The sequence below is a fragment of the Sporosarcina sp. FSL W7-1349 genome (genome assembly GCF_038003045.1).
Taxonomy (GTDB): Bacteria; Bacillota; Bacilli; order Bacillales_A; family Planococcaceae; genus Sporosarcina.
Window position 1 is genome coordinate 473,071 of the sequence record NZ_JBBOOK010000001.1, and the last position, 26,061, is coordinate 499,131.

Consider the following 26,061-nt stretch of genomic DNA (forward strand, 5'->3'; position numbering starts at 1 on the left):
TCCGATTATTCGTTATATTCATGTTTGAATAGTTGGTAGAGTTTTACAATCGCTCTCTTTTCGATTCGTGAAACATAACTTCTGGAAATATTGAGCTGCGCGGCGATCTCTTTTTGGGTCATCGGTTGATCATCCAGCAATCCGTAACGTCGCTGGATGATTTCTAGTTCCCTTCCATCCAATTTCCCGAGATGCCGATACAATCTTTCAATTCTCTCTCTTTGTTCGACTGCATCGATCGGTGTTTCATCATCCGTTTGCAGCAAATCCGCGATTTGAAGCGATTGCCCGTCTTTATCCATCCCGATCGGGTCGAATAAAGAGACGTCTTTCTGTACTTTTTTCTGTGTCCGCAAATACATAAGAATTTCGTTTTCGATGCAGCGTGCGGCATAAGTCGCAAGTTTGGTCTTCCGATCCGGGGTGAAACTGTTTACCGCCTTCATCAGACCGATGGTGCCAATGGAAATATAATCATCGAGCATTTCATGTTTCGGATGGAACTTTTTTACGATGTGGGCCACGAGCCGCATATTCCGTTCAATCAGTTCATCTTTGGCGGATTCATCACCTTCGGCAAGCCGTCTCAGACAATCCGCCTCCTCTTCCTTTGATAACGGCCGTTGAAACGCTTGCCCTCTGATGTAGCCAAGCATTGCAGGGATTTCAAGCCATAGCTGGACCATCGCCATGACAAGCCCGCTCATCGGTTCACCTCCTGTTGTCGTTGTATGACAGCATATGCAGCCGAAGTCTTGTCTTATCACTGGGGACTATGCTGGAAGATGTTTGGCTTATTTTCCGCGTTGCAAAAAGCCGATTCCGAACAATTTAATCCGTACGGACAGGTGTGTTATAATCATTTCAGAATTAGATGCTAATCGGAGTGGATGTTGTGTATAAATATTTTTTGCCGGATGAATTTGTAAAAAACGTCTTTTTGATCTCTCCGGAGAAGTTGAAAGAGAAAGGGATCAAGGCGATTATTACAGATTTGGATAATACGCTCGTCGCTTGGGATTGCCCGGATGCGACTCCCGAAATTTCCCGATGGGTGAAGGAAATGCGGGACGCCGGGTTGAAAGTGACCGTAGTATCAAATAATAATGAGAGTCGGGTGAAAACTTTTTGTGATCCGATTTCAATCTCATTCATCTTTGATGCGCATAAACCTCTGACGAAATCATTCCATAAGGCTGTGTCGTTGATGGGTGTCCGTAAGGAAGAAGTGGTCGTCATCGGGGATCAGCTGCTGACAGATATTTTTGGCGGGAATCGGGCAGGGCTTCATACGATTCTCGTCGTGCCGGTCGCCAAATCGGACGGCTTTGTTACAAAATTCAACAGAATGATTGAAAGAAGAATCATGGCGGGCATGAAACGGCGCGGCATGATCAAATGGGAGGACTGAATTTGGAGCTACTGAAATGTATCGGCTGCGGGATCACCATTCAGACGGAGGATCCGAAAAAGGAAGGGTACGCCCCACCCGCATCATTGGAAAAGGAAGACGTCGTCTGCCAGCGCTGCTTCCGCTTGCGGAACTACAACGAGCTGCAGCCGGTATCCCTTTCCGGGGATGACTTCCTGAAAATATTAAACGGAATCGGTCAAAAAGAGGGGATTGTCGTTAAAATCGTCGATATCTTCGATTTCAACGGCAGTTGGATTAACGGCTTGCACCGGTTCGTCGGAAATAAGGATATATTGCTGATCGGCAACAAGGCGGACATCTTGCCGAAATCCGTGAAACCGAACCGGTTAATCCATTGGATGAAATCGGAAGCGGTGAAACTTGGTCTGAAGCCCGCTGACGTCCTTTTAGTGTCTGCCCATCGCGGGACCGGCATGGAAGAGGCACTGGACGCAATTGATGAACTCCGGAAAGGGAAGGATGTCTATGTCGTAGGTTGCACGAATGTCGGCAAATCGACATTCATCAATCGGATCATTAAACATGCAACAGGCATTGGGGAAGTCATCACGACCTCGCATTTCCCGGGAACTACATTGGACCTCGTCGAAATCCCATTGGACGACGGGAAAGCGATTTACGATACGCCAGGAATCATTAACGATCACCAAATAGCGCATCACTTGGACGCCAAGGATTTGAAAGCGATCACCCCGAAAAAAGAATTAAAACCGAAAGTGTATCAGTTGAATCCGGAACAGACGCTCTATATCGGTGGACTGGCACGGTTTGACTTCCTTTCGGGAGACCGCTCTTCATTCACCATCCACATATCGAATGATCTGGCGATTCATCGGACGAAATTGGAAAATGCGGATCATCTATATAAAGAACATCTGGGAGGATTGCTCTCTCCGCCGTCGGAAGCTTCACTTGAATCATTGCCGCCGCTCGTCCGGCATGAATTTTCCATTAAGCAGGCCAAGACGGATATCGTCATCTCGGGGCTTGGTTGGATTACTATCCAGCATCCGGATGTCGTCGTAGCCGTCCATGCACCGCGCGGAGTGAATGTGCTATTACGTCCATCCTTGATTTGATAGTGTTTTGAAGGGTTGAATTAGGGGGAAATTAAATGAAAAAATGGTATTCGGTAATCGGCGATCCGATTGCCCAGTCGATGTCTCCATCCATGCATGGAACATGGTTTCAGGAAAATGAAGTGGACGCGACCTATATCCCGCTCCATATTCCAGCCGATCAGTTGGAAAAAGCGGTGGAAGGCCTTCGGACGCTCGGATGCAGCGGATGGAATGTTACGGTTCCGCATAAGACGGCCATCCTCCCTTACTTGGATAGCCTGGATGAGTCGGCACAGCTGATGCAGGCGGTCAATACGGTCCATGTCATGCCGGATGGCTCATTGTCCGGCTCCAACACGGACGGTCCGGGGTTTGTCCGATCGTTGGAGGAGGCGTATGGGGAGCGTGCGAAAGGAAATCCGGTGCTCGTGGTCGGGGCAGGCGGAGCCGCCCGGGGCATCGCTCATGCACTCCATTCCCAAGGTTATGGTCCGATCACTTTCACCAATCGGACGTTGGAGAAGGCCGAGAATTTGGCAACCGGCATTTCAGGAGCTTCGGTTGTGACGATCCAGGAAGCGGAGGCGACTTTGGCGAATTTCGGTTTGATCGTTCAGACGACATCGGTCGGTATGAATTTCGCGCAAGAAGGGATACCGCTCGATCCAACCGGAGTCCGGGAAGGGGCGGTCGTAGCAGATATCATCTATAACCCGCTTGAAACCGAATTCCTGAAACAAGCAAAACAGCGGAGAGCATGGACAATGAACGGCGTCGGCATGTTTGTCCATCAAGGCGCCTTGGCGTTCGAAACGTGGACAGGCATCCAACCTGATACAGAAAAGACGATCAAGAAAATAACAGCGACACTTGGAGGGTAATGGATGTTAACAGGTAAACAAAAACGATTTCTTCGCAGTGAGGCGCATCATCTGCAACCGGTGTTCCAAATCGGGAAAAGCGGTTTGACAGAAGCGGTCATTGCACAGATCGAAGAAGCGCTGGAAGCGAAAGAATTGATCAAAGTGAATATTTTACAAAACTGCGACGAAGATAAAAATGAAATCGCCGCTAAGCTGGAAGCGCGGGACGGGCTTGAAATCGTGCAAGTGATCGGAAATATGCTGATTCTCTATAAGGAGTCGAAAGAGAAAAAGCAGATCCAGTTGCCATAAGGAGGGGTTCGTTGAAAAAGGTTGGAATCCTGGGAGGCACTTTCAACCCTCCCCATATCGGCCATCTCATCGTGGCCAATGAAGTGCGGATCGCTCTTGGGCTCTCTGAAGTCCGGCTCATGCCGGCTGCCGTTCCGCCGCATAAGATGGCTCCGCATGATGCCACGGTTCAGCAACGCCTGCATATGGTGGAACTGGCGGTTGCCGGGCTTGAGGGATTGACGGTTTCGGATTTCGAAGTCGAACGGGGCGGAATTTCTTACACGTATGATACGATGTCCGAAATGACTGCGCGGGAACCGGACGTCGATTTCCACTTCATCATCGGTGGGGACATGATCGATATGCTCCCGCATTGGTATAAAATCGATGAGTTGTCAAGGCTCGTCAAACTGGTCGGTGTGCAACGCCCGGGAACGATCGGAGATACAGAATACCCGATCATCTATGTGGACATTCCCCAGATCGACCTATCGTCGACAATGATCCGGAACCGCTATTCACAAAGAGGGGCTGCGCAACTGCTCGTTCTTCCCGCGGTAGAGGAATATATCCATGAGGAGAATCTATATGGATCTTGACATAATACAAGGGGTTATCGCCGAACGCCTGTCGAATGACCGCCATGCGCATGTCCTGCGGGTCGTTGAAATGGCGAAAGCGTTGAACAGCCTCCACGGCCTGCCGCAAAACGACGTGGAATTGGCCGCTTATTTGCATGATATCGCAAAATGTATGGAGAAAAAGGAGATGCAGGGCATCCTGGAGGCGGAACAGGCGGATCCCAGGTTGTTGTCCTTCCATCCTGAACTTTGGCATGCGCCTGTTGGGATGGTGATCGCCCGGGACGAATTCGGTATCCGGGACGAAGCCGTATTGCAGGCGATCCGTTACCATACGACAGGAAGAGCCGGAATGTCTCCATTGGAAAAACTGATCTATGTAGCGGATATGATTGAAGCGGGAAGGAATTTTCCTGGAGTTGAAGAACTGCGGAAGGCGGCCGAAGGGCCATTGGATACGGCAATGAGTGCATGTATCATCCACTCAGTCCGTTTCCTGGCGAATAAAGGGGTGCCGATTTTTCCGGACTCCATCAATTGCTATAACGAACATGTCCATATGAAAGGAAAGTGACTATGACTACATTATTAGAAATCGCATATAAAGCAGTGGACGACAAAAAAGGGGAAGACATTGTTGTTTTGAATATGGAAGGCGTCTCCCTCATTGCAGATCAGTTCATTATTACCCATGCCAATTCGGAAAGACAGGTCCAGGCCATCGCGAGAGAAGTGACGGAAAAAGCGGGAGAAGCCGGTTACCATACGAAAAGGATGGAAGGATTTGATTTGGGAAGATGGGTGCTGATCGACTTGGGTGACGTTGTTGTCCATGTGTTCCATCGGGATGAGCGCGGCTATTACAATCTCGAAAAGCTATGGGGAGATGCCCCGATGCTCGATATGGCCGAGAGGAAATGATGAAGGCCTATGCAGACTTCGCAGCTATCTATGATGAATTGATGACGGATATCCCGTACGATTCCTACATCGATTTTTTGGAATTGGCGTTGGGCGGCTTGGAAGGGAAGCGGATCTTGGATATCGGTTGCGGAACTGGTCTGCTCAGTTTCAAATTTGCCGAGAATGGGTCAGAAGTGACGGGAATCGATGTATCGGCAAATATGCTGGAAATGGCAAAGGAGCGTGCAGCCACGCTTTCTTTGCCTGTGGAGTTCATTCAGCAGCCGATGGAGGAATTGGAAGGTTTTCAACAATATGATGCCGCCATCATCGCAATCGATTCTTTGAATTATGTAACGCAACAATCGGCAGTCAAGGAAACTTTCCGTCGGATCTATGCTTCCTTAAAAAAGGACGGCATCTTGCTATTTGATGTCCACTCAACGTATAAGATGGATGAGATTTTTTTAGAAGGCCCTTTTACATACGATGACGGAAGGATCGCTTACATATGGGAGACTGAGATGGGGGAAGCACCGCACTCCATTCAATCTGAGCTAGCTTTTTTTGTGGAGCAGGAAAACGGGCTGTACCGCCGCTTCAACGAGGAGCATGAGCAACGTACATTCCCGGTGAATGAGTACGTTAAGATGTTGACAGATGCCGGATTTTCCATTGAACGGATCTTTGCCGATTGGGAAGATGAACCACCGGTAGAAGAAAGTGAACGAATATTCTTTCAAGTCCGTAAGTGATGCTTTTCTTTTATCGTCAATTCAGCTATAGTGGAGGAGACTCCATATGGGTGCCGATCTTAAGAAAGGGTGAACGACCTGTTTCTTTCGTCAGTATCCAGCAAATGGCGGAAGTTTATCACCCCCCTCGCAGCAATCGCTGTTCTAGCCGCTTTTCTGTTCTTTCCCAGAGGACAATCAACGACTGATATGTATACGGTGAGCGGCCAACACCCATTCCCTGAATTGATAGAAGAAGTGACAGAAGAAGAGATATTGCAAGAAGACGCTATCGTCGACCCGCCTGGACCGATTATCGTCGACGTCAAAGGAGCTGTCCGCTACCCAGGTGTCCACGCCTTGGAGGAAGGGGACCGGCTCATTGACGCCATTCAAGCGGCAGGCGGTTATTTGCCGGACGCCGATTCCCGCTTATTGAACCATGCGATGAAGTTGGCTGATGAAGTGGTCATCTATGTTCCGGTCCATGGAGAGGCGGTGGAGGACATGCCCGTTTTCCAGCCGATGGAAGCACCGGGACAGCAAGAGGACGGCAAGGTGGATATTAACTCAGCTGATGAACAAGCTCTTATGACCATACCAGGCATCGGGCCGGCGAAGGCTGCTGCCATTGTCCAATATCGGACCGACCATGGCGGCTTCCAAACAGTGGAGGCCATTATGGAAGTATCCGGGATTGGCAAAAAGACATTCGAGAATTTGGAACCTTATATTGAAGTGAAATAATTAGCGCTTGGTGGTTCCAGTTGCTTGGAGTGGAAGGCGGCGACTCCTGCGAAGGCCGTTACGAAGAATGGCCTTTGTGCCAAAAAGCGTAGCGTTTGGCGACAGGAGGATGCCTTAATTTCTGCAAAGTACGCAGAAATACGGCAAATCGAACTCTTCGCTGTTCGATTGGCTCACCCGCGCCCCGCGGAAAGCGTCCGCCTGGAACGGAAAGCAACAGTTTGTAGATGGTATTTATTTTATATTCGAGAAATTATGTAAAAGAGGAGGCAACCTATATGGAGCGAATTACATGGGACCAGTTTTTCATGGCCCAATGCCATCTTCTGGCAATGCGGAGCACGTGCACCCGATTGGCGGTTGGCGCCATCATCGTTCGAGACAACCGGATCATAGCAGGCGGCTACAACGGTTCGATTTCAGGCGGAGACCATTGCATCGACCACGGTTGCTATGTAATTGACAATCATTGCGTCCGCACCATTCATGCGGAAATGAATGCCCTGTTACAATGTTCAAAATACGGGAGTCCGGTCGACGGTTCAACCTTATATGTGACCCATTTCCCATGTTTGCAGTGCACGAAAGCGATCATCCAATCGGGTGTCAAGCATATTTTCTATGCGACCGATTATAAAAACGACCCGTATGCGATGCAGTTGTTCGCACAATCGGGTGTATCCGTCCAACAAGTGCCTTTTGATGAAAAGAAAGTCGATTTCTCCAACGGTTCAAAATTCGGCCTGTTCGAGGACATGTTGCAGACGATGGAAACGCTTGGTGCCACAGAAGATCAATTGGTCCCGTTCAAGAAAAGGATGGATGATCTATTCTGAGAAAATTAGGCGATGTCCGATTCCTATACATCGCCATACCAGTCGCCGTATCGGCTTTTGCCGCATACGGACCGGCCTGGTTGATGTTTAGCAACGTATTGTTAATCCCCGTTTTCCTATTGCGGAAAAACGATTTCCTCACCCCCATCCTCGCGACACTTGCCGCATTTCTCTCTTTCCATTACATATCGTCATCCATCCCCCAACCAAAAGAAGAAGGACCTGCGACCATGGAGTTGATTTGGTCTGAAAATGCAAGAATTGACGGCGGCCGGTTGAAAGGCTTCGCGAAGAACCTATCTGGTGAAACTTACTACGTCATATACAAACTTGCGGATGAAAAAGAGAAGGAACTCTTCCTAACTGCCCATTTGTCATCTTTCATCTTCACGTTCTCAGGCAATTTGAAAGGGCCCGATCTCCCGGCACATGAATTTTCCTTTGATATGAAAAAGTATATGAGGATGTATGGGGCCGCTGCCATTTTTGAGACGGAGACCCTCATCGGAATGAAGGAAAATGACCGCTTCACAGCACAGCTTTCCAAACAACGGAGAAAGGTGAAGGAACAGATCCAGGCAGTTTTTCCTGAATCTTTGATATCGGAGGCGGAGGCGCTGCTGATCGGAGACCGGGGTGGAATGGATGAGCGGCTCGCTGCCGATTATCGCACGCTTGGCATCACACATTTATTCGCCATTTCCGGCCTACATGTCGGATTGCTTGTATTTCTGATGAGGGAGGCCATGCTCCGCTTGGCAATACGGAAAGAGACGGTGGATATGCTGCTGATCCTAGCCTTGCCATTTTATGCTGTGCTGGCTGGTGGGGCGCCTTCCGTCTGGCGAGCCGTTTCAGTCACAGTGATGGTCTTGCTTGCCGCTTCGGGCCGGTTGCGAATCCGGCTCGATGACGCCATTGCGATAAGCGCCATTGCTTTCATCTTGTATCAGCCCTTTGTCGTCTTCCAACCTGGTTTTCAATTGTCCTATATGGCAGCCTGTTCCCTGATCCATTCATCCGCCATCCTGGGGAAATCAACCCAACCACTGACCGTCTCTTTTCTCGTGACCATGATTAGCCAAGTTGCGCTTTATCCGGTCTTGCTCCATCATTTTCACGAGTTATCGATATCTTCCTTATTGGTGAATTTAGTTTATGTACCACTCTATTCCGTCATTATTCTGCCGGCTAATCTAATCCTGCTCGGTATTAGTTATATCTCGCCTCTGCTAGCCGGGTTCCTGTTCATGCCGTATGTCCCTTTCCGAACTGGGATCGCCGTTGTGACGGAATGGCTTGCCTCTCTTCCTTACCAGCTTTGGACACCCGGCCGACCGTCGGCTTTTCTGCTGGTGATGGCTAGCGCGGGGACGCTGCTGTTCCTGGTCGGGATGGAACGAGGGATCCGGAAATCGTGGATGGCAGCCGGTCTGCTCGTTCCTGCATTGCTGATCCACTGCGTGCCTTATTTCGACAAAGCGCTTCATGTGACATTCCTGGATGTCGGACAAGGGGATAGTATTGTCATTGAACTACCTTATCGCAAGGCGGTGTATTTGATTGACACGGGAGGGTCCGTTTCATTCGGGGCACCCGACTGGAGGACCCCTGACCAGCCTTTTGAAATCGGTCGGCAAATTGTCGTTCCTTATCTGAAAGGGAGAGGTATCACGACCGTCGACAAACTCATCCTGACCCATGCAGATGCTGATCATATCGAAGGGGCTGATGAAGTGATGGAAGAGCTGAATGTGAAGGAGATCCATGTTTCGCCTGGAAGCCGCGAAGAGATGGCAATGGATGATGTCAATCGGCTGGCGGCTGAAAAGGGGATCCCTCTGCTAGAAAGGGAGGCCGGCCTGTTTTGGGAAGATGGGAATGCCGGATTCCGATATGCAGCTCCGGCGGCAAATAGGATATATGAAGGAAATGACAGTTCTCTAGTGCTCCTTATGAAAACGACAGGGCCATCATTTTTATTTACAGGAGATTTGGAGGCGGACGGGGAAGAGCGGTTTCTTCGCCAGTATGGGCAATCCCGTTTTGGACCGGTCATTTTGAAAGCCGGGCATCACGGCAGCCGGACGTCGAGCACTGAACCTTTTGTAAAAGCATTGCGACCGATACTGACCATCTTTTCGGCCGGACGGAATAATCGGTACGGTCATCCGCATCCGGAAGTGGTCGAGACATTCGAGCGGCTCGGCTTGCCGACGTTATCCACTGCGGAATCGGGTTCGATCACGGTCACGGTAGAAAAGGAAAGATGGAGCGTTAAAACGATGAACTAATAAAAAAACGGACACCCTTCCCTTTCCGGAAAGGATGTCCATCTTTCGACTGACACGTTTATCGTGCAACGAAGTCGATAACTGTAGCAACAATAAAGATAAGTGAAAAAGCTACGAAAGAAACCGCAAAGCCAACGCCAGAGTATACCGCATCATTTTCTTTCGATTGTACATCATGTTCAAATTCGTTCATTGCTACACCTCCTAATTCCTATTTAGTATAGATGAAAGCCCTCTAAAAATCTAGAGGAATCCGTATTTTGTGCCGGGGCGGGAGGAACTGACACAAATTGTTCAAACAGTTTCCCGCGGATGAGGTATAATTTGTAGAGAGATGTAGTCGAAGAGGTGATTTGAGTGGCAACCGCGATTTGGAAAAAAATAGACGCGGGCAAAATCGATCCCATCTATTTGCTGACCGGGCCCGAGCAGCATTTGATCGATGAGACGATCAGCCGGTTGAAAAAATCGATCCTTCCCTTGGATGAAGAGGATGTCATCCGGTTTGATCTGGAGGAGACTCCGGTAGAGACGGTTATCGAAGAAGCGGATACCATTCCCTTTCTTGCGGACCGGAAACTGATCATTGCGGGGAATGCCAATTTTTTAAAGGCTCAAGAGAAGGCGAGAGAAAAAGTGGTCCATAATGTGGAGGTGTTGGCTGCTTGGTTGAAGGATCCATCCCCGACTTCGACAGTTGTATTTGTCGCCCCATATGAAAAATTGGATGGACGCAAGACGATCACCAAACTAATGAAAGAGACTGCAACGGTCGTCGAGGCGGAACGCATCCAGGGAAAGGATCTGTTCACGTGGGTCCAACAAGAAGCGGGTTCCCATGGTGTTCGGATCACACCGGAAGCGGCGGAATATCTCGTTAAAATGGGGGGAGATGACCTCTTATCCCTGTCATCCGAAATTTCTAAAATGGCCATGTATTTGGGTCAATCCGGCAATATAACGGAAACGATCATCGAAGAACTGGTCCCAAGGACACCTGAAATGGATGTTTTCCGTCTGACTGATGCGTATATAACAGGAAAAACGGCGGACGCGATCTTAATCTATAATGATTTATTGAGAAACGGGGAAGAGCCGATCATGTTGACGTCACTGATTGCCAGTCAAATCCGCTTGATGATCCATGTCGGAACGTTACGGAAAAAAGGCTATCCGCAACATCAGATTGCTAAAACAGTGAATGTCCATCCATATCGGGTGAAGTTAGTGATGGAAAATCGGAATATCCCCCACGCGGAACGCCTGTTATCAGTTCTTGACCAATTGGCCGGCATCGACCATCAATTAAAGACCTCTAGCGGGAGACGGGAGCGCATCTTGGAACTCTTCCTGATGGCGCCTTTGAAACGGTGACCGGTTTGCAGAGAAATAGAAAAGGGGCTGTCCATTCCGGACAGTCCCTTCTTTTCATGTCTAGCTTCGTGCGCTAGCTCTACGCACTTTGAATTATTGCGCTTTTTTTGTAAGACGTGCTTTTTGACGAGCTGCTGTGTTTTTATGGATAAGGCCTTTACGTGCAGCAGTGTCCATTTTTTTGATTGCAACTTTCAAAAGTTCAGCAGCGTTCTCATCTTTATTCTCAAGAGCAACTTCAGCTTTACGCATTGCAGTACGCATTGCAGCTTTCGTTTGTGAGTTCTGTTCGTTAGCAGCAGTGCTTTGTTTTACGCGTTTGATCGCACCTTTAATGTTTGGCATTTCATTCACCTCCAATTTCAGGTAAGGCAAGAGTGTTTCCACAATCATTCGGATATCTCTTTTACAACAAGCATTATTTTATCAAAGCGGCGGTTCGATTGCAACAATTAAAAGAATAATAACCTCGCCGATCCGCGGCGGTGAAACGGTTTCTTGGAAGAATATTATCTTGCGGCTTGGTGCAAACTTTCATCAGAGGTGATGGAAAATGGCAACGTTTGATTATTTCAGGACAGACCTGATTGATGAAAGTGAAGAAATGGTGCGTCATCGGACAGCGACTGAGAAAAACAGGCTGGAGGACACGAGAGGAGTCGAATTCGGGGAATCCAGACTGGGTCGCGTCGTATTGACGACGGTCAAGGTAGACGAAGAAGGAGAGGAACGGATCGGCAAAAAGAAAGGCACGTATATTACGTTGACGGTCCCCGCCTTGACGACCGAAGATTCGGAAGGGATGGAGGATCTATCCCGGGTGCTCATTGAGAAGTTGAATGAGATGATCGCTCAAAAGACTCCCCTGAACAAGGGCAAGTTCCTGTTCATCGGGTTGGGCAACCGGGATGTCACGCCCGACGCGGTCGGCCCGTTGACGATGGATCGTCTGAAAACGATCGTCCCGGAATATTATTCCGAGGACGGCAGCGAGGTGTATGTGTATGCACCCGGCGTCACCATCCAAACGGGTCTTGAGACGGCCCACTTCGTCCGCGCACTCGTGACGGAAATCAAGCCCGATTTGCTCATAGTCGTCGATGCTCTGGCGGCCAGGGATAGCTCAAGACTTTGCCGTACAATCCAATTGACTGACACTGGCATCCATCCGGGATCGGGAGTCGGAAACAGCCGGAAGGAAGTGTCGGAGGAGACGCTTGGCATACCAGTCATCGCGATCGGAATCCCGACGGTAGTCGATGGCCCCGTTCTTATTGCGGATGCCATTGATACGATGTTCGGTTATATCGCTTCAAAAATCAGTGAAAAAGACCGTCCATCCTCCCGCCTTTCCGTTTCACCGTGGCTTCATAGTGAAAACAAGGATGCGGATCGTTCTACATTGATCCCGATTTTCGGGGACTGGTCTTCCTGGCCGCATGAGGACCGGATCCAGTTGTTTGAAGAAGTGTTGACGAATCATGAGTTACGGACTTTCATTTCCCCGAAAGAGATCGATTCATGGGTGTCCATTTATGCGGAAACATTATCTGATACTCTGACGAAATGGGTCGGGGATCTAAAAAATAGTAATTGAGGCCATCCCTTCGGCATATAGTTGAAGACGGAGGGATGCCATTTGAAAAATCCATTGCATATTTGGGGCACACTCATCCTCATCCTCTTCCTATTTCCTGTCGTCATTCAATTTGTACCTGGCGGACCGACGGTGAAATCGAGCAATCTTGCGAAAGAGTCGGCTTATATCGTCTACGCTTCCAATGTGGTCGAAGAAGAGCCGGCACCGGAAGTGAAAGAGGCAACGGGCGGGGATAGCAAAGTCCTACTCTATTTCACCCACTCCCACGAAGCATTTGAGCCGATTACGAAAGCAGTCGCCGGCAAAGTGGCCGTGTCCCACCAAACGGAGAACATTGTGAAAGTTGGCGGGAAGCTGCAAAACCAACTGCAGTTCCATGGAATTCCGACGGATGTTCTGCCAGTGGATAACGCGAAAGAAATGAGTTCCAAAGGGATTCCCCATTCTCGGGCCTATGCCGCCATCCGGCCACACGTCAAACAACGGCTTGGAGAGAAAGAGTATGAGTTGATCATCGATTTGCACCGGGATTCAGTCGGGCCTGCCAAGACGACAATGACGCATGAAGGGGAGCGGTTCGCGAAGGTCGCTTTTGTCATCGGCACTGAACATCCGAAGTACAAGGAAAACCAAGCGAAAGCGAACCGGTTGAAGCAAGAGATGGAGAAACTCGTTCCTGGCATTACGCGGAGCTTCATCATGAAAGGCGGAGCTGGTGTGGATGGCAAGTACAACCAAGATCTCGATCCATCCATCATTCTGATCGAACTCGGAGGTATCGGAAATACGGAGGATGAATTGAATCGGACGGTATCCGTCATCGCTCAGGCCGCATCGACCATGTTATCTGAAGAGACTCCTTCATACGCCGAATATTGAAGTCTGGACAGTTCACTGCTATAATTTTCAGTAGCTTAAATAGGAGTGAACTGAGATGAATCATGAAGAAAGATTGGCACGTCAGAAAAACATCCGAAACTTTTCCATCATTGCCCATATCGATCACGGGAAATCGACGCTGGCCGATCGCATTTTGGAACAGACGCAAACGTTAAGTTCCAGGGAGATGAAGTCCCAAACATTGGATTCCATGGACCTTGAAAGGGAACGAGGAATTACGATCAAATTGAATGCTGTGCAGTTGACGTACACGGCAAAAGACGGTCAGGACTACACATTCCACCTGATCGATACGCCGGGGCACGTCGACTTTACATATGAAGTATCCCGCAGTCTGGCCGCATGCGAAGGGGCTATTCTTGTCGTGGATGCAGCGCAAGGGATCGAAGCCCAGACGTTGGCGAATGTCTATTTGGCACTCGACAATGATCTGGAAATCTTGCCGGTCATCAATAAAATCGATTTGCCGGCGGCTGATCCGGAAAGAGTAAAACAAGAAATCGAGGATGTCATTGGACTGGATGCTTCTGAAGCTGTCCATGCATCCGCGAAAGCCGGAATCGGCATTGAAGAAATCTTGGAGCAGATCGTCGAGAAGGTGCCCGCACCACAAGGGGATCCGGACGCTCCTTTGAAAGCTCTTATTTTCGATTCGCATTATGACCCGTATAAAGGGGTGATCGTCAACATCCGGATTATGGAAGGTTCCGTTAAACCGGGCGATGAAATCCGGATGATGGCGACAGGGAAGACATTCGAAGTCATTGAGACCGGAGTTTTCACGCCGAACATTTCCATGCGGGATGAATTAACGGTCGGCGATGTCGGCTTCTTATCGGCTTCCATTAAAAATGTTGGCGATACGCGAGTCGGGGATACGATCACAAGTGTCAAAAATCCAGCCAGCGAACCGTTGCCAGGGTATCGCCGGATGAATCCGATGGTTTTCTGCGGACTGTATCCGATCGATACATCGAAATATAATGACTTGCGAGAAGCACTGGAGAAATTGGAATTGAATGACTCGGCTCTCGAATATGAGGCGGAAACGTCCCAAGCGCTCGGGTTTGGATACCGCTGCGGTTTTCTTGGCCTGCTCCATATGGAAATCATCCAAGAGCGGATTGAACGGGAATTCAAGATCGATTTGATTACCACCGCGCCAAGCGTTATTTATAATGTCGTCATGACGGATGGGACCGAGCTGAAAGTGGACAACCCTGCGATGATGCCGGACGCACAAAAAATCGATCATGTCGAAGAGCCATACGTCAAAGCATCGATCATGGTGCCGAATGATTATGTCGGTGCGGTCATGGAACTCTGCCAGCAAAAGCGCGGTAACTTCGTGACGATGGACTATTTGGATGCTTCCCGGGTGAACATCATCTATGAATTGCCATTGGCGGAAATCGTCTATGACTTCTTCGACCAATTGAAATCAGGGACAAAGGGATATGCCTCCCTTGATTATGAATTGATTGGCTATAAACAGTCGAAACTCGTCAAAATGGATATTTTGCTCAATGGAGAACAAGTGGATGCGCTCAGTTTCATTGTCCACCGCGATTTTTCATACGAACGGGGCAAAGCGATCGTGGAGAAGTTACGATCATTGATTCCACGCCAGCAGTTCGAAGTACCGGTACAAGCGGCCATCGGACAAAAAATCGTCGCACGTTCCACGATCAAATCGATCGGGAAAAACGTATTGGCGAAATGTTACGGTGGTGACATTTCCCGTAAGCGGAAACTTCTGGAGAAACAGAAGGAAGGGAAAAAGCGCATGAAGCAAGTCGGTTCTGTTGAAGTACCGCAAGAAGCGTTCATGGCTGTGTTGAAGATGGACGAGGAGTAACGAGATGATAGAAAAAAGGGGGCATTTTTGCCCTCTTTTTGACGTTAATAAACTCTGTTCAACCGAGGATTCAGATAACGCCCGGGTGTGCTAGTGCCGACAATGCCACGGATTTTTTTGAAAAGGAGGTGGCGGCATGCGAGGGATCTATATCCACATTCCGTTTTGCCACCAGATTTGTCATTATTGTGATTTCAATAAAGTGTTTTTCAAAAATCAGCCGGTCGATGAATATATCGAATCGATCGGCGAGGAATTAGCCATCTTGCAAGAGGAAGGGAATTCCTTTGATGAGGTGGAGACCGTCTTTCTTGGAGGAGGGACGCCGACATCCCTCTCAGAAGCGCAGCTTGATCGCCTGCTGGAAATTGTAAATCGTTTTGTCAGAGTGAAGTCGTTAAAAGAATTCACGACGGAAGCCAACCCGGACGAACTGACGCCCGGCAAATTGGCGGTCCTGCATAATGGGGGAGTAAACCGGCTGAGCATCGGTGTCCAGTCTTTTGATTCCGGGCTGCTTGCCAAAATTGGGCGCACGCATGGACCGAATGACGCGGTCCGGGTTGTAGGGGACGCGCGCAAAGCAGGTTTCGACAATATTAGCATCGACCTTATGTATGGACTGCCGGGACAAACGATCAAGCAATGGCGGCATACGTTGGAGCAAACAGCGGCTCTTGATCTGCCGCATACTTCCGGCTACTCGCTCATCGTAGAGCCGAAGACTGTCTTCTATAATTTGATGAACAAAGGGAAGCTGCCGCTGCCTGGCGAGGATACGGAAACTGAAATGTTTGAAATGCTTATTGATTCGATGGAAAAACAAAATAGGAAGCAGTATGAGATAAGCAATTTTGCGCTTCCCGGTTATGAATCGTTGCACAATCTGATTTACTGGGAAAATGAAAATTATGCCGGGATTGGGGCAGGCGCACATGGGTATGTAAAGGGTAGGCGCTACTCCAATATTGGCCCGTTAGCCAAATATATGAATACTGTTTCGGCGGGCGGGCGTCCCGTGCAGCAAGAGCATGAGGTGACGGATGCCGAGTGTATGGAAGAAGAGATGTTCCTTGGACTTCGGAAAATGGAAGGGATCTCTGCTTCCGTCTTTCATCGGAAATTTGGGAAGCCGCTGGAGGAAATCTATGGAGCGAAGTTGGAAAGACTAAGGGCGGACGGCCTCATGGAACAACAAGGGGACCATTGGAAGTTGACGAAAAAAGGGATCTTCCGCGGAAACGATGTCTTTCAACAATTTCTTTTTTAATGAATTTCAAGAGGGACAGACAGGATTGAACGGCGTGAATCCAGACTCGTTTTTTGTCGTTTTGCGCCGGAGTCAATTCGTTGACACGGCATAGTGGATTTGTTAAATTATCAATAGCATTAGCACTCATGTAAATAGAGTGCTAACAGGAGTGATGATTATGTTGACAAACAGACAATTGCTTATATTGCAACTGACGGTTGACGATTTCATCGAATCCGCACAGCCTGTAGGATCCAGGCAGTTATCGAAAAAGCCGGAAGCTCCATTTAGTCCGGCAACGATACGAAATGAAATGGCTGATCTGGAGGAAATGGGGTATTTGGAAAAGCCCCATACTTCGTCCGGCCGGGTCCCATCCGAACAAGGGTATAGGTATTATGTTGATCACTTACTGACGCCTGAAAAACTGACAAAAGAAGACAGTATCCGACTGCGCTCCATTTTCAAGGAGAGAGTGGTCGAAACCGAGGAACTGATCCGGAAATCGGCAACCATTCTCTCGGATTTGACGGATTACACGTCCATCTTGCTTGGCCCGAATACAGCGCAGCACGCGGTGAAGCGGTTCTCGATTGTGCCGTTGGATGACCGGATGGCAGTAGCCATCATTGTGACGGACAACGGCCATGTGGAAAACCGATTATTCACCGTGCCCGAAGGGTTCACTTCATCCGATATTGAAAAGATGGTTAACATCCTGAATGAACGACTCGTCGGGACGCCGCTGCATCATCTGCAAAAAATGCTCGTGAAAGAGACGAAAATGGTTTTGGAACGGCATATCCGGCATGCAGGTGAATTGTATGCATCCTTCCATAATGCGATTGCCATCGAACCGGAGGAGCGCCTCTATTTCGGTGGGAAGATGAACATGATGAAACAGCCGGAGTTCAACGACATCCAGAAAGTGAAAACCTTTTTCGAACTGATGGAGAAAGGGCTCCCAGCCATGACTTTTTTCCAAGAGGACGTTCTGGGCATTCATGTCCGCATCGGTTCGGAAAACAAGGATAACGCAATGGAAGATTGCAGTGTCATCACCGCTACGTATGATGCCGGCGAGAACACGACCGGTTCAATAGCCATCATCGGACCGAAGCGGATGGATTATGGACGGGTCATCACATTGCTCGACAGCATGAGTAAGGATCTGTCCAAAGAGTTGACAAAGTTGGCGATTGGTAGCGAAGCGGCAAGGAGGAACGAATCGTGACAGAAGTGGAAAAGAACAAGGACGAAAACGAGTCCCAAGAAGCGAAATTGGATGGGAATGAAAACCCACAAGAAACAAACGGAGAAGCCGATGCAGCTGAATTGGAAACAGAAGCGGCAAATGAGGCGGAACTCGCGGAGGAAACCGAAGATAGAGTGGCCGAGTTGACAGCCCTCCTAGAGGAAGAAGAAAACAAGCGCCTTCGGTTGCTCGCTGATTTTGAAAATTTCAAGAGAAGGGCGTCGCTCGATAAAGAAGCGCTGCAAAAATATAGAGCACAAGAGCTCGTGACCAACCTAATCCCGGTCTTGGATAATTTCGAACGGGCATTGACTGTCGAAGCAAAGACCGAAGAAGCTCAGTCGTTGCTGACGGGTATGGAAATGGTGCACCGCAGCCTTGTGCAGGCTCTTGAAACGGAAGGACTTGCGGAAATCGATGCGCAAGACCGGGAATTCGATCCGAATTTCCATCAAGCGATCATGACTGGGAACGATGAGGAAAAGGATTCAGGTATCGTGCTTGAAGTATTCCAAAAAGGGTATCAGTTAAAAGATCGGGTTCTACGGCCTACAATGGTAAAAGTGAACGAATAATAGCAAGCGATTTAGTTAGGAGGACAATTGGCATGAGTAAAATCATTGGTATTGACTTAGGAACAACAAACTCGGTAGTAGCGGTATTTGAGGGCGGAGAAGCAAAAGTAATTCCGAACCCGGAAGGCAACCGGACGACGCCTTCTGTCGTTGCGTTCAAAAACGGGGAACGGCAAGTCGGTGAAGTGGCGAAGCGTCAATCGATCACGAATCCAAATACTGTCATGTCTGTAAAACGTCATATGGGTACGGATTATAAAGAGACTGTGGAAGGCAAGAATTACACGCCACAAGAAATTTCTGCAATGATCTTGCAATATATGAAAGGTTATGCGGAAGACTATCTTGGCGAAAAAGTGACAAAGGCTGTCATTACGGTACCTGCCTACTTTAACGACGCACAACGTCAAGCGACGAAAGATGCTGGGACAATCGCAGGTCTCGAAGTGGAGCGGATCATCAACGAGCCGACTGCCGCAGCATTGGCATACGGTATGGACAAAATGGATGAAGATCAGATCATCCTTGTGTATGACTTGGGAGGCGGAACATTCGACGTTTCCATCCTAGAACTGGGAGATGGCGTGTTCCAAGTACGCTCTACAGCCGGGGACAATAAACTCGGCGGCGATGATTTCGACGACGTTATTATCGACTATCTTGTCCAGGAATTCCGTAAAGAAAATGCAATTGATTTATCAAAAGACAAAATGGCGATGCAGCGCTTGAAAGATGCAGCGGAAAAAGCGAAAAAAGACCTTTCCGGTGTTACTTCCACTCAAATTTCATTGCCGTTCATCACAGCAGGTGAAGCAGGCCCGCTTCACTTGGAAATTAATTTGACACGTGCCAAATTCGATGAGCTGACAGCGCAATTGGTCGAACGCTCCATGGTTCCTACGCGTCAAGCATTGAAAGATGCGGGACTTTCTGCATCTGAAATCGACCGCGTTATCTTGGTTGGTGGTTCCACACGGATCCCGGCAGTTCAAGAAGCGATCAAAAAAGAGACAGGAAAAGAACCGTTCAAAGGGGTCAACCCGGACGAAGTCGTCGCAATGGGGGCAGCAGTTCAAGGTTCCATTTTAAGCGGTGATGTGAAAGATGTCGTCCTTCTTGACGTCACACCGCTATCACTTGGTATTGAGACGATGGGTGGCGTATTCACGAAGTTGATTGACCGGAATACGACAATCCCGACAAGCAAGTCGCAAGTGTTCTCGACAGCAGCGGACAACCAGCCAGCGGTCGATATCCACGTCCTTCAAGGGGAGCGTCCGATGTCGGCTGACAACAAGACACTTGGCCGTTTCCAATTGACGGATATTCCGCCGGCACCACGTGGAATTCCGCAAATTGAAGTGACATTCGATATTGACAAGAACGGTATCGTAACGGTTAAAGCAAAAGACCTCGGAACGCAAAAAGAGCAGAACATCACAATCCAGTCGAGCTCCGGCCTTTCTGACGATGAAATCGAACGCATGGTGAAAGACGCGGAAGCGAATGCAGAAGAGGACAAACAACGGAAAGAAGAAGCGGATCTGCGGAACGAAGCGGATCAACTCGTATTCATGGCGGACAAGACGATGAAAGACTTGGAAGGCAAAGTGTCCGAGGATGAAATCAAAAATGTCACGGAAGCGAAAGATGAGCTAAAATCTGCTATCGAAGCCGGCAACTTGGACGATATCCGGACGAAGAAACAGAAACTCGAAGAGCTTGTGCAACAACTATCCATGAAACTGTATGAACAAGCGGCTGCTGAAGGTGCTGCAAATGCCGAACAACCGCAAGACGACGGTGTAGTGGATGCCGACTTTGAAGAAGTGGACGATAAAAAATAAGGTATACGTAATTGATGCTTGACGGAAAAGTCAAAGTCCGATATTCCGGCTTTGGCTTTTTCCTTTTGTCCATAGGCAAGAAGTGAGAAGGCCGTAAAGGGAATTGAGGAGGATCTGACCTCGTATGGTTACGCTTTTTCTTCTTGCATGGTACAATAATCAACATGTCAATGTGATGCGGGAGAGTGGAAAATGAGTAAGAGAGACTATTATGAAGTGCTAGGATTATCGAAATCCGCGACAAAAGAGGAAATCCGGAAAGCTTATCGCTCGTTGTCGAAAAAATATCACCCGGATTTGAATAAAGAACCTGGGGCAGAAGAGAAATTCAAAGAAGTGACGGAAGCATTCGAAGTGCTCAGCGATGATACGAAAAAGGCCAATTACGACCAGTTCGGCCATGCCGATCCGAATCAAGGCTTCGGTGGGTTCGGCGGTTTCGGAGGCGGCGGAGGAGACGGCTTCGGTTTCGAGGATATTTTCAGCACGTTTTTCGGAGGCAGCACACGCCGCCGAGATCCGAATGCGCCGCGTAAAGGGAACGACTTGCAATATACGATGACGATCGATTTCATGGATGCGGTCTTCGGCAAACAAACGGAAATCGAAATTCCGCGTGAAGAAGCTTGCGAGACATGTCACGGGTCAGGCGCCAAAAAAGGGACCACTCCCGAGACTTGTACCAATTGCGGAGGAACGGGTCAGATCAGCGTCACCCAAAATACGCCGCTTGGTCAAATGGTCAATCGCCGCGCTTGTTCACAATGTCAGGGAACCGGCAAGATCATCCCGGAAAAATGTGGAACATGCCATGGCAGCGGCAGAGTGACGCATCGCAAAAAGATCAAAGTGACCATTCCCGCTGGCGTGGATGATGGCCAACAGCTGCGCGTGTCTGGCCAAGGGGAAGAAGGATATAACGGCGGGCCTACAGGTGATCTATATATCGTATTCCGTGTCCGGCCACATGAAAAGTTCATCCGGGAAGAAGACGACATCTATTTGGAATTAAATCTTTCATTCCCACAAGCGGCTCTCGGAGATGATATCGAAGTACCGACCGTCCACGGTAACGTCAAGCTGAAAATCCCTGCTGGAACACAGACGGGAACGAATTTCCGTCTACGCGGAAAAGGCGTTCAAAACGTTCACGGCCGTGGAACCGGCGACCAGCATGTCGTCGTAAAAGTGGTGACGCCAAAAAAAATGACGGAAAAGCAGAAGGAATTGCTGCGTGAATTCGCTACGATTGACGGCAGCACTCCGGAAGAGTATTCAAGTTCGTTGTTCGATAAAATCAAACGTACTATCAAGGGCGAGTGAAAGGGATGATCTATAGTGAAATGGTCGGAAATATCCATTCATACGACGCATGAAGCGACGGAGGCGGTTGCGAACATATTGCACGAGGCAGGCGCAAGCGGGGTCGTCATTGAAGATTCCATCGAACCGGATAGAATTCATGAGGACCGTTTTGGCGAAATCTATGAACTAGACAAAGATGATTTCCCGGCTGACGGTGTCCTTGTCAAAGCCTATTTGCCAGTCAATAGTTTCTTGAATGAAACGATGAAAGAATTGGAGCTGGCCATCAGCAGGCTGGCAGAATTCGGTCTGGCGGAAAAACAGCCGGTCATCAGCACGAATGAAGTGGATGACGAGGATTGGGCGACTGCATGGAAGCAGTTTTACCATCCTGTCAAAATTTCCAGCCGCTTTACGATCGTCCCGACATGGGAACAATACGATCCGGTCGTTTCAGATGAACTGATCATTGAATTGGATCCCGGGATGGCCTTTGGAACGGGTACGCATCCGACAACCGTTATGTGCTTGCAAGCGCTCGAGAAGTATGTGCAAGAAGGGAATACGGTTGTCGACGTCGGCACAGGTTCCGGCGTATTGTCGATCGGTGCTGCGCTCTTAGGGGCATCTCACGTCCACGCTTTGGACTTAGACGATGTGGCGGTCGTTGCTGCGAAAGAGAACATTAAACTTAACCATGTCGAAGACCGTATTAAAGTGACGCATGGCAATCTGCTCGACTCAGTCAATGAAACTCCCGATGTCATCGTGGCGAATATTTTAGCCGAAGTCATCTTGTCGTTCTCTGCAGATGCTTTTGATTTATTGCCAACGGATGGACTGTTCATCGTCTCGGGCATCATCGGGCAGAAAAGGGATCTGGTCAAAGAGGATCTTGTATCCAAAGGGTTTGACATCGTCGAATCGGTCTTGATGGAAGACTGGGTCGCCATCATCGCCAGAAAAAGGGGCGAGTAGGTTTGCAACGTTATTTTCTGCAACACCCATTTGATAACGAAGGGCAAGCAACAATCTCCGGGGAGGACGGCAAGCATATTGTCCGTGTCATGCGGATGGAGCTTGGAGAAGGATTGATCGCCGTTTCCGAGGGGGAAGCTTTTCTTTCCGCGATTACGGAAATCACGGCTGACGGTGTCGTCATTCAACAACAGGATGGGCCTCTGCCTTCTAATGAAATGCCTCTACATGTGACAATTGCTTGTGGTCTGCCGAAAGGGGATAAGCTCGATTTGATCGTCCAAAAAGGGACGGAGCTCGGGATGGCAGGCATCATCCCTTTTCAAGCGGAACGCTCTATTGTGAAATGGGATGAGAAGAAGGGCGGCAAAAAGGTCGAGCGGTTGCAGAAAATCGCCAAGGAAGCGGCGGAGCAATGCCATCGCACCCGCATTCCGACCGTGTCGAGTCCGATGACATTCCGTCAATTGCTAGCTGAAGCAACCAACTTCGACGTGCTCCTATTGGCGGATGAAGAAGATGCCAAAAGCGGAGAACCGCATAAGATTGCAGAGCGGCTGAAAAACGTGTATCATAAACAAACGGTACTGGCTGTTTTCGGACCGGAAGGCGGCCTGTCCCGAACGGAAGCGGAAGCGCTGCGATCGGCAGGATTCCTTCCAATGTCGTTAGGCCCAAGAATTTTACGCACGGAGACGGCACCTTTCTATCTATTGTCCGCCCTGTCTTACGAATTTGAATGAAAGAGGTGAGCAGCCCATGTCTTCTGTCGCTTTTCAAACGCTAGGCTGCAAAGTGAACCATTATGAGACGGAGGCGATCTGGCAACTTTTCAAAGAAGCGGGTTATGAACGCGTGGATTTTGATAAGAATGCGGACGTCTACGTGATTAATACATGTACTGTCACGAATACAGGTGACAAGAAAAGTCGCCAGGTGATCCGGCGCGCCATCCGGAAAAATCCGGACGGTGTCATTTGTGTAACGGGTTGTTATGCCCAGACTTCGCCGGCGGAAATCATGGCCATTCCGGGAGTCGATATTGTGGTAGGCACGCAGGACCGGGTGAAACTGCTCGGCTTGATCGACGAATACCGCAACGAGCGCCAACCGATCAACGCAGTCCGCAATATTATGAAAAACCGGGTGTACGAAGAGTTGGACGTTCCAGCATTTACGGATCGGACCCGTGCTTCCCTCAAAATCCAGGAAGGCTGCAATAATTTCTGTACATTTTGCATTATTCCATGGGCGCGCGGCTTGATGCGTTCCCGTGATCCGCAAGAGGTCATTCGCCAAGCTCAACAGCTTGTCGATGCCGGCTATTTGGAAATTGTCCTGACGGGCATCCATACGGGAGGCTACGGTGAGGATTTGAAGGATTATAACCTCGCCCGTCTTCTACGCCATCTGGAATCCGAAGTGAAAGGTTTGAAACGGCTTCGCATAAGTTCCATCGAAGCGAGCCAGTTGACGGATGAAGTTATTCAAGTGTTGAAAGAATCAAAAATCGTCGTTCGACATCTTCATATCCCGATCCAATCGGGTTCTAATACGGTGCTTAAACGGATGCGCCGGAAATACACGATGGAGTTTTTCGCGGAACGCTTAGACCGTTTGCGGGAAGCCCTTCCTCAACTGGCGATCACTTCCGACGTCATTGTCGGGTTCCCGGGTGAGACGGAAGAGGAGTTCATGGACACATACAATTTCATCCGGGATCATCGGTTCTCCGAACTGCATGTCTTCCCGTATTCAAAACGGACAGGCACACCGGCAGCGCGGATGGAAGACCAAGTGGACGAAGAAGTGAAGAACGAGAGAGTACACCGATTGCTTGAATTGAACGACCAGCTGGCGAAAGAATATGCCTCTTCCTTCGAGAATGAAGTGCTCGAAGTCATTCCGGAAGAGCGATATAAGGAAGACCCGGAAAGCGGTTTGTATGAAGGCTATACCGATAACTACTTGAAGGTCGTCCTCCCAGCTGATGAATCCATGGTCGGTAAAATTGTACGCGTAAAAATCAATAAAGCGGGCTATCCTTACAATGAAGGCCAATTTGTCCGCGTTGTAGACGAACAAAAAATCTTTGCCTAAGAAAAACAGCTGTTCCATCCAAAATTTGGAGGGGACAGCTTTTTTCGTGCGCCGTCAAACGTCAATTGGTAAGATGGGGAGAGCGACTATCTTGAGGAGGAATTTGTATTGGTTACGAAATTTGCATCCTATATCGATCATACGGCGTTGAAAGCTGAAACTAACAAAGGGGAAATCCTGGCCTTATGTGAGGAAGCGAAAAACTATTCATTTGCATCCGTCTGCGTCAATCCAGCTTGGGTTAAAACAGCCGTAGCCGCATTGCAAGGCTCATCGGTGAAAGTATGCACGGTTATCGGGTTTCCGCTAGGTGCATCCACTACGGAAACAAAAGCATTCGAGGCCGAAAACACCATCGCCAACGGAGCAACTGAAGTGGACATGGTGTTGAACATCGGTGCGTTGAAAAGCGGCGAATACGAGCTTGTGAAGGAGGATATTCAAGCCGTTGTGAACGCGGCAAAAGGGAAAGCGCTCGTCAAAGTCATTATCGAGACATCCTTATTGACAGACGCGGAGAAAAGAAAAGCATGCGAATTATCGGTTGCAGCCGGGGCGGATTTTGTCAAAACATCGACAGGGTTTTCGACCGGGGGAGCAACTGAAGAAGATGTCAAGCTGATGCGGGCGGTCGTCGGCCCGGAAATGGGAGTCAAAGCATCTGGCGGCGTCCGGAATATAGAAGATATGAAAAAAATGATTGATGCGGGAGCAACGAGGATCGGCGCCAGTTCAGGCGTACAAATCATGGAAGGGCTAGCTGCCGAAACGGATTATTAAAGCCGAAAAGGGCTCACGAGATGACAGTGGAACACTCCCGCTATCTCCGAGCGCTCGTAATTCATTCCTTTTCAAGCATGCAAGTCCATACCCCACCGGGATTTCCGGACTCTAATTATTTTTAAAAGTTTTATATTGACCATCCATAAAACCTGTGTTACAATTTTTTAGTACATGGCACATGGCTATGTTCCGAAGTGTGTTTGGAGGGAGGGACAAGAGATATGTCGAAAACTGTTGTTCGTAAAAACGAATCGCTTGAAGATGCTCTTCGCCGCTTCAAACGTACTGTATCCAAAAGTGGAACAATACAAGAGGTAAGAAAGCGTGAGTATTACGAGAAACCGAGTGTAAAACGTAAAAAGAAATCTGAGGCGGCTAGAAAACGTAAATTCTAATCCCCTTATTTCTAAATCGGTAACTCTATCATTACTGAAATCAAACATTCGTAAACCGGAAAATCCGTCAAAGGGTTCTCCGGTTTATTTG

General features: G+C 48.9%; 28 protein-coding genes. 25 read left to right on the plus strand and 3 right to left on the minus strand.

Annotation, left to right across the window (positions count from 1 at the left end; all coding sequences use genetic code 11):
- Nucleotides 1–5: 5 nt before the first annotated feature.
- On the minus strand, nt 6–707 hold the full coding sequence (gene sigK, locus MKY41_RS02295; protein ID WP_340743507.1) for an RNA polymerase sporulation sigma factor SigK: 702 nt from the start codon (nt 705–707) through the stop codon (nt 6–8).
- A 167-nt stretch (nt 708–874) separates the two neighbouring features.
- Between sigK and MKY41_RS02300 the strand changes: the two genes are divergently transcribed.
- From MKY41_RS02300 to MKY41_RS02350, 11 genes are all read left to right on the plus strand, one after another.
- The gene (locus MKY41_RS02300) at nt 875–1,411 is read left to right on the plus strand and encodes a YqeG family HAD IIIA-type phosphatase (RefSeq protein WP_340743508.1); all 537 of its coding nucleotides are present in this window, start codon (nt 875–877) and stop codon (nt 1,409–1,411) included.
- Nucleotides 1,399–2,514 carry a ribosome biogenesis GTPase YqeH gene (gene yqeH / locus MKY41_RS02305; protein ID WP_340743509.1) on the plus strand — a complete coding sequence of 372 codons (1,116 nt, stop codon included), beginning with the start codon at nt 1,399–1,401 and terminating at the stop codon, nt 2,512–2,514. Before MKY41_RS02300 ends, yqeH begins: the two co-directional genes overlap by 13 nt.
- Before the next feature lie 35 nt (nt 2,515–2,549).
- Nucleotides 2,550–3,377 (plus strand): shikimate dehydrogenase, encoded by an 828-nt coding sequence (gene aroE, locus MKY41_RS02310; protein WP_340743510.1) that lies wholly within the window; start codon nt 2,550–2,552, stop codon nt 3,375–3,377.
- Between the two features lie 3 nt (nt 3,378–3,380).
- Complete coding sequence (yhbY, locus tag MKY41_RS02315) at nt 3,381–3,671, plus strand: ribosome assembly RNA-binding protein YhbY (protein ID WP_340743511.1); 291 nt, start codon at nt 3,381–3,383, stop codon at nt 3,669–3,671.
- An 11-nt stretch (nt 3,672–3,682) separates the two neighbouring features.
- A complete protein-coding gene (locus tag MKY41_RS02320) occupies nt 3,683–4,252 on the plus strand; it encodes a nicotinate-nucleotide adenylyltransferase (RefSeq protein WP_340743512.1) in 570 nt (189 codons plus the stop codon).
- Nucleotides 4,242–4,808 carry a bis(5'-nucleosyl)-tetraphosphatase (symmetrical) YqeK gene (gene yqeK / locus MKY41_RS02325; protein ID WP_340743513.1) on the plus strand — a complete coding sequence of 189 codons (567 nt, stop codon included), beginning with the start codon at nt 4,242–4,244 and terminating at the stop codon, nt 4,806–4,808. Before MKY41_RS02320 ends, yqeK begins: the two co-directional genes overlap by 11 nt.
- Before the next feature lie 2 nt (nt 4,809–4,810).
- Nucleotides 4,811–5,155, plus strand: coding sequence for a ribosome silencing factor (gene rsfS / locus MKY41_RS02330; RefSeq protein WP_340743514.1), 345 nt, complete (start codon nt 4,811–4,813; stop codon nt 5,153–5,155).
- Nucleotides 5,155–5,892, plus strand: a complete 738-nt coding sequence (locus tag MKY41_RS02335; RefSeq protein ID WP_340743515.1) for a class I SAM-dependent DNA methyltransferase — start codon at nt 5,155–5,157, stop codon at nt 5,890–5,892. The genes rsfS and MKY41_RS02335 overlap by 1 nt, the downstream gene beginning before the upstream one ends.
- Nucleotides 5,893–6,081: 189 nt before the next feature.
- Complete coding sequence (locus MKY41_RS02340) at nt 6,082–6,618, plus strand: helix-hairpin-helix domain-containing protein (protein ID WP_340743516.1); 537 nt, start codon at nt 6,082–6,084, stop codon at nt 6,616–6,618.
- Nucleotides 6,619–6,896: 278 nt separating this feature from the next.
- Nucleotides 6,897–7,454 carry a ComE operon protein 2 gene (locus MKY41_RS02345; protein ID WP_340743517.1) on the plus strand — a complete coding sequence of 186 codons (558 nt, stop codon included), beginning with the start codon at nt 6,897–6,899 and terminating at the stop codon, nt 7,452–7,454.
- 230 nt (nt 7,455–7,684) lie between these two features.
- Entirely contained in the window at nt 7,685–9,748 is a 2,064-nt protein-coding gene (locus tag MKY41_RS02350) for a DNA internalization-related competence protein ComEC/Rec2 (RefSeq protein WP_340743518.1), read from the plus strand.
- A 58-nt stretch (nt 9,749–9,806) separates the two neighbouring features.
- On the opposite strand, the gene MKY41_RS02355 is transcribed toward MKY41_RS02350, so the two are convergent.
- Nucleotides 9,807–9,941 carry a YqzM family protein gene (locus MKY41_RS02355; RefSeq protein WP_041075280.1) on the minus strand — a complete coding sequence of 45 codons (135 nt, stop codon included), beginning with the start codon at nt 9,939–9,941 and terminating at the stop codon, nt 9,807–9,809.
- Between the two features lie 164 nt (nt 9,942–10,105).
- On the opposite strand from MKY41_RS02355, the gene holA reads away from it, so the two are divergent.
- A complete protein-coding gene (gene holA / locus MKY41_RS02360; protein ID WP_340743519.1) occupies nt 10,106–11,122 on the plus strand; it encodes a DNA polymerase III subunit delta in 1,017 nt (338 codons plus the stop codon).
- Between the two features lie 93 nt (nt 11,123–11,215).
- Here the strand turns inward: holA and rpsT are convergent, their stop codons facing one another.
- Nucleotides 11,216–11,467, minus strand: a complete 252-nt coding sequence (gene rpsT / locus MKY41_RS02365; RefSeq protein WP_340745609.1) for a 30S ribosomal protein S20 — start codon at nt 11,465–11,467, stop codon at nt 11,216–11,218.
- A 208-nt stretch (nt 11,468–11,675) separates the two neighbouring features.
- On the opposite strand from rpsT, the gene gpr reads away from it, so the two are divergent.
- From gpr to rpsU, 13 genes are all read left to right on the plus strand, one after another.
- Nucleotides 11,676–12,719 (plus strand): GPR endopeptidase, encoded by a 1,044-nt coding sequence (gene gpr / locus MKY41_RS02370; protein ID WP_340743520.1) that lies wholly within the window; start codon nt 11,676–11,678, stop codon nt 12,717–12,719.
- A gap of 42 nt (nt 12,720–12,761) precedes the next feature.
- On the plus strand, nt 12,762–13,601 hold the full coding sequence (gene spoIIP, locus MKY41_RS02375; RefSeq protein ID WP_340743521.1) for a stage II sporulation protein P: 840 nt from the start codon (nt 12,762–12,764) through the stop codon (nt 13,599–13,601).
- A 55-nt stretch (nt 13,602–13,656) separates the two neighbouring features.
- A complete protein-coding gene (gene lepA / locus MKY41_RS02380) occupies nt 13,657–15,480 on the plus strand; it encodes a translation elongation factor 4 (protein WP_340743522.1) in 1,824 nt (607 codons plus the stop codon).
- A 136-nt stretch (nt 15,481–15,616) separates the two neighbouring features.
- Nucleotides 15,617–16,750: a radical SAM family heme chaperone HemW gene (hemW, locus tag MKY41_RS02385; RefSeq protein ID WP_340743523.1), complete on the plus strand. Its 1,134-nt coding sequence runs from the start codon at nt 15,617–15,619 to the stop codon at nt 16,748–16,750.
- 160 nt (nt 16,751–16,910) lie between these two features.
- Nucleotides 16,911–17,966, plus strand: coding sequence for a heat-inducible transcriptional repressor HrcA (hrcA, locus tag MKY41_RS02390; protein ID WP_340743524.1), 1,056 nt, complete (start codon nt 16,911–16,913; stop codon nt 17,964–17,966).
- The gene (gene grpE, locus MKY41_RS02395; protein ID WP_340743525.1) at nt 17,963–18,562 is read left to right on the plus strand and encodes a nucleotide exchange factor GrpE; all 600 of its coding nucleotides are present in this window, start codon (nt 17,963–17,965) and stop codon (nt 18,560–18,562) included. The genes hrcA and grpE overlap by 4 nt, the downstream gene beginning before the upstream one ends.
- Nucleotides 18,563–18,594: 32 nt before the next feature.
- Complete coding sequence (gene dnaK / locus MKY41_RS02400; RefSeq protein ID WP_340743526.1) at nt 18,595–20,409, plus strand: molecular chaperone DnaK; 1,815 nt, start codon at nt 18,595–18,597, stop codon at nt 20,407–20,409.
- Nucleotides 20,410–20,601: 192 nt separating this feature from the next.
- Entirely contained in the window at nt 20,602–21,732 is a 1,131-nt protein-coding gene (gene dnaJ / locus MKY41_RS02405) for a molecular chaperone DnaJ (protein ID WP_340743527.1), read from the plus strand.
- A gap of 15 nt (nt 21,733–21,747) precedes the next feature.
- A complete protein-coding gene (gene prmA / locus MKY41_RS02410; RefSeq protein ID WP_340743528.1) occupies nt 21,748–22,692 on the plus strand; it encodes a 50S ribosomal protein L11 methyltransferase in 945 nt (314 codons plus the stop codon).
- Nucleotides 22,693–22,694: 2 nt separating this feature from the next.
- The gene (locus tag MKY41_RS02415; RefSeq protein WP_340743529.1) at nt 22,695–23,435 is read left to right on the plus strand and encodes a 16S rRNA (uracil(1498)-N(3))-methyltransferase; all 741 of its coding nucleotides are present in this window, start codon (nt 22,695–22,697) and stop codon (nt 23,433–23,435) included.
- A 16-nt stretch (nt 23,436–23,451) separates the two neighbouring features.
- The gene (mtaB, locus tag MKY41_RS02420) at nt 23,452–24,792 is read left to right on the plus strand and encodes a tRNA (N(6)-L-threonylcarbamoyladenosine(37)-C(2))-methylthiotransferase MtaB (RefSeq protein ID WP_340743530.1); all 1,341 of its coding nucleotides are present in this window, start codon (nt 23,452–23,454) and stop codon (nt 24,790–24,792) included.
- A gap of 108 nt (nt 24,793–24,900) precedes the next feature.
- Entirely contained in the window at nt 24,901–25,572 is a 672-nt protein-coding gene (gene deoC / locus MKY41_RS02425; protein WP_340743531.1) for a deoxyribose-phosphate aldolase, read from the plus strand.
- 224 nt (nt 25,573–25,796) lie between these two features.
- On the plus strand, nt 25,797–25,970 hold the full coding sequence (gene rpsU, locus MKY41_RS02430; RefSeq protein ID WP_340743532.1) for a 30S ribosomal protein S21: 174 nt from the start codon (nt 25,797–25,799) through the stop codon (nt 25,968–25,970).
- Nucleotides 25,971–26,061: the final 91 nt, after the last annotated feature.

Bases quoted from the DNA above. Each gene is read 5' to 3' on its own strand.
- sigK (WP_340743507.1), bottom strand. From the start codon at position 707: ATGAGCGGGCTTGTCATGGCGATGGTCCAGCTATGGCTTGAAATCCCT.
- MKY41_RS02300 (WP_340743508.1), top strand. From the start codon at position 875: ATGCTAATCGGAGTGGATGTTGTGTATAAATATTTTTTGCCGGATGAA.
- yqeH (WP_340743509.1), top strand. From the start codon at position 1,399: ATGGGAGGACTGAATTTGGAGCTACTGAAATGTATCGGCTGCGGGATC.
- aroE (WP_340743510.1), top strand. From the start codon at position 2,550: ATGAAAAAATGGTATTCGGTAATCGGCGATCCGATTGCCCAGTCGATG.
- yhbY (WP_340743511.1), top strand. From the start codon at position 3,381: ATGTTAACAGGTAAACAAAAACGATTTCTTCGCAGTGAGGCGCATCAT.
- yqeK (WP_340743513.1), top strand. From the start codon at position 4,242: ATGGATCTTGACATAATACAAGGGGTTATCGCCGAACGCCTGTCGAAT.
- rsfS (WP_340743514.1), top strand. From the start codon at position 4,811: ATGACTACATTATTAGAAATCGCATATAAAGCAGTGGACGACAAAAAA.
- MKY41_RS02335 (WP_340743515.1), top strand. From the start codon at position 5,155: ATGAAGGCCTATGCAGACTTCGCAGCTATCTATGATGAATTGATGACG.
- MKY41_RS02340 (WP_340743516.1), top strand. From the start codon at position 6,082: ATGTATACGGTGAGCGGCCAACACCCATTCCCTGAATTGATAGAAGAA.
- MKY41_RS02345 (WP_340743517.1), top strand. From the start codon at position 6,897: ATGGAGCGAATTACATGGGACCAGTTTTTCATGGCCCAATGCCATCTT.
- MKY41_RS02350 (WP_340743518.1), top strand. From the start codon at position 7,685: ATGGAGTTGATTTGGTCTGAAAATGCAAGAATTGACGGCGGCCGGTTG.
- MKY41_RS02355 (WP_041075280.1), bottom strand. From the start codon at position 9,941: ATGAACGAATTTGAACATGATGTACAATCGAAAGAAAATGATGCGGTA.
- rpsT (WP_340745609.1), bottom strand. From the start codon at position 11,467: ATGCCAAACATTAAAGGTGCGATCAAACGCGTAAAACAAAGCACTGCT.
- gpr (WP_340743520.1), top strand. From the start codon at position 11,676: ATGGCAACGTTTGATTATTTCAGGACAGACCTGATTGATGAAAGTGAA.
- lepA (WP_340743522.1), top strand. From the start codon at position 13,657: ATGAATCATGAAGAAAGATTGGCACGTCAGAAAAACATCCGAAACTTT.
- hemW (WP_340743523.1), top strand. From the start codon at position 15,617: ATGCGAGGGATCTATATCCACATTCCGTTTTGCCACCAGATTTGTCAT.
- hrcA (WP_340743524.1), top strand. From the start codon at position 16,911: ATGTTGACAAACAGACAATTGCTTATATTGCAACTGACGGTTGACGAT.
- dnaK (WP_340743526.1), top strand. From the start codon at position 18,595: ATGAGTAAAATCATTGGTATTGACTTAGGAACAACAAACTCGGTAGTA.
- dnaJ (WP_340743527.1), top strand. From the start codon at position 20,602: ATGAGTAAGAGAGACTATTATGAAGTGCTAGGATTATCGAAATCCGCG.
- mtaB (WP_340743530.1), top strand. From the start codon at position 23,452: ATGTCTTCTGTCGCTTTTCAAACGCTAGGCTGCAAAGTGAACCATTAT.
- rpsU (WP_340743532.1), top strand. From the start codon at position 25,797: ATGTCGAAAACTGTTGTTCGTAAAAACGAATCGCTTGAAGATGCTCTT.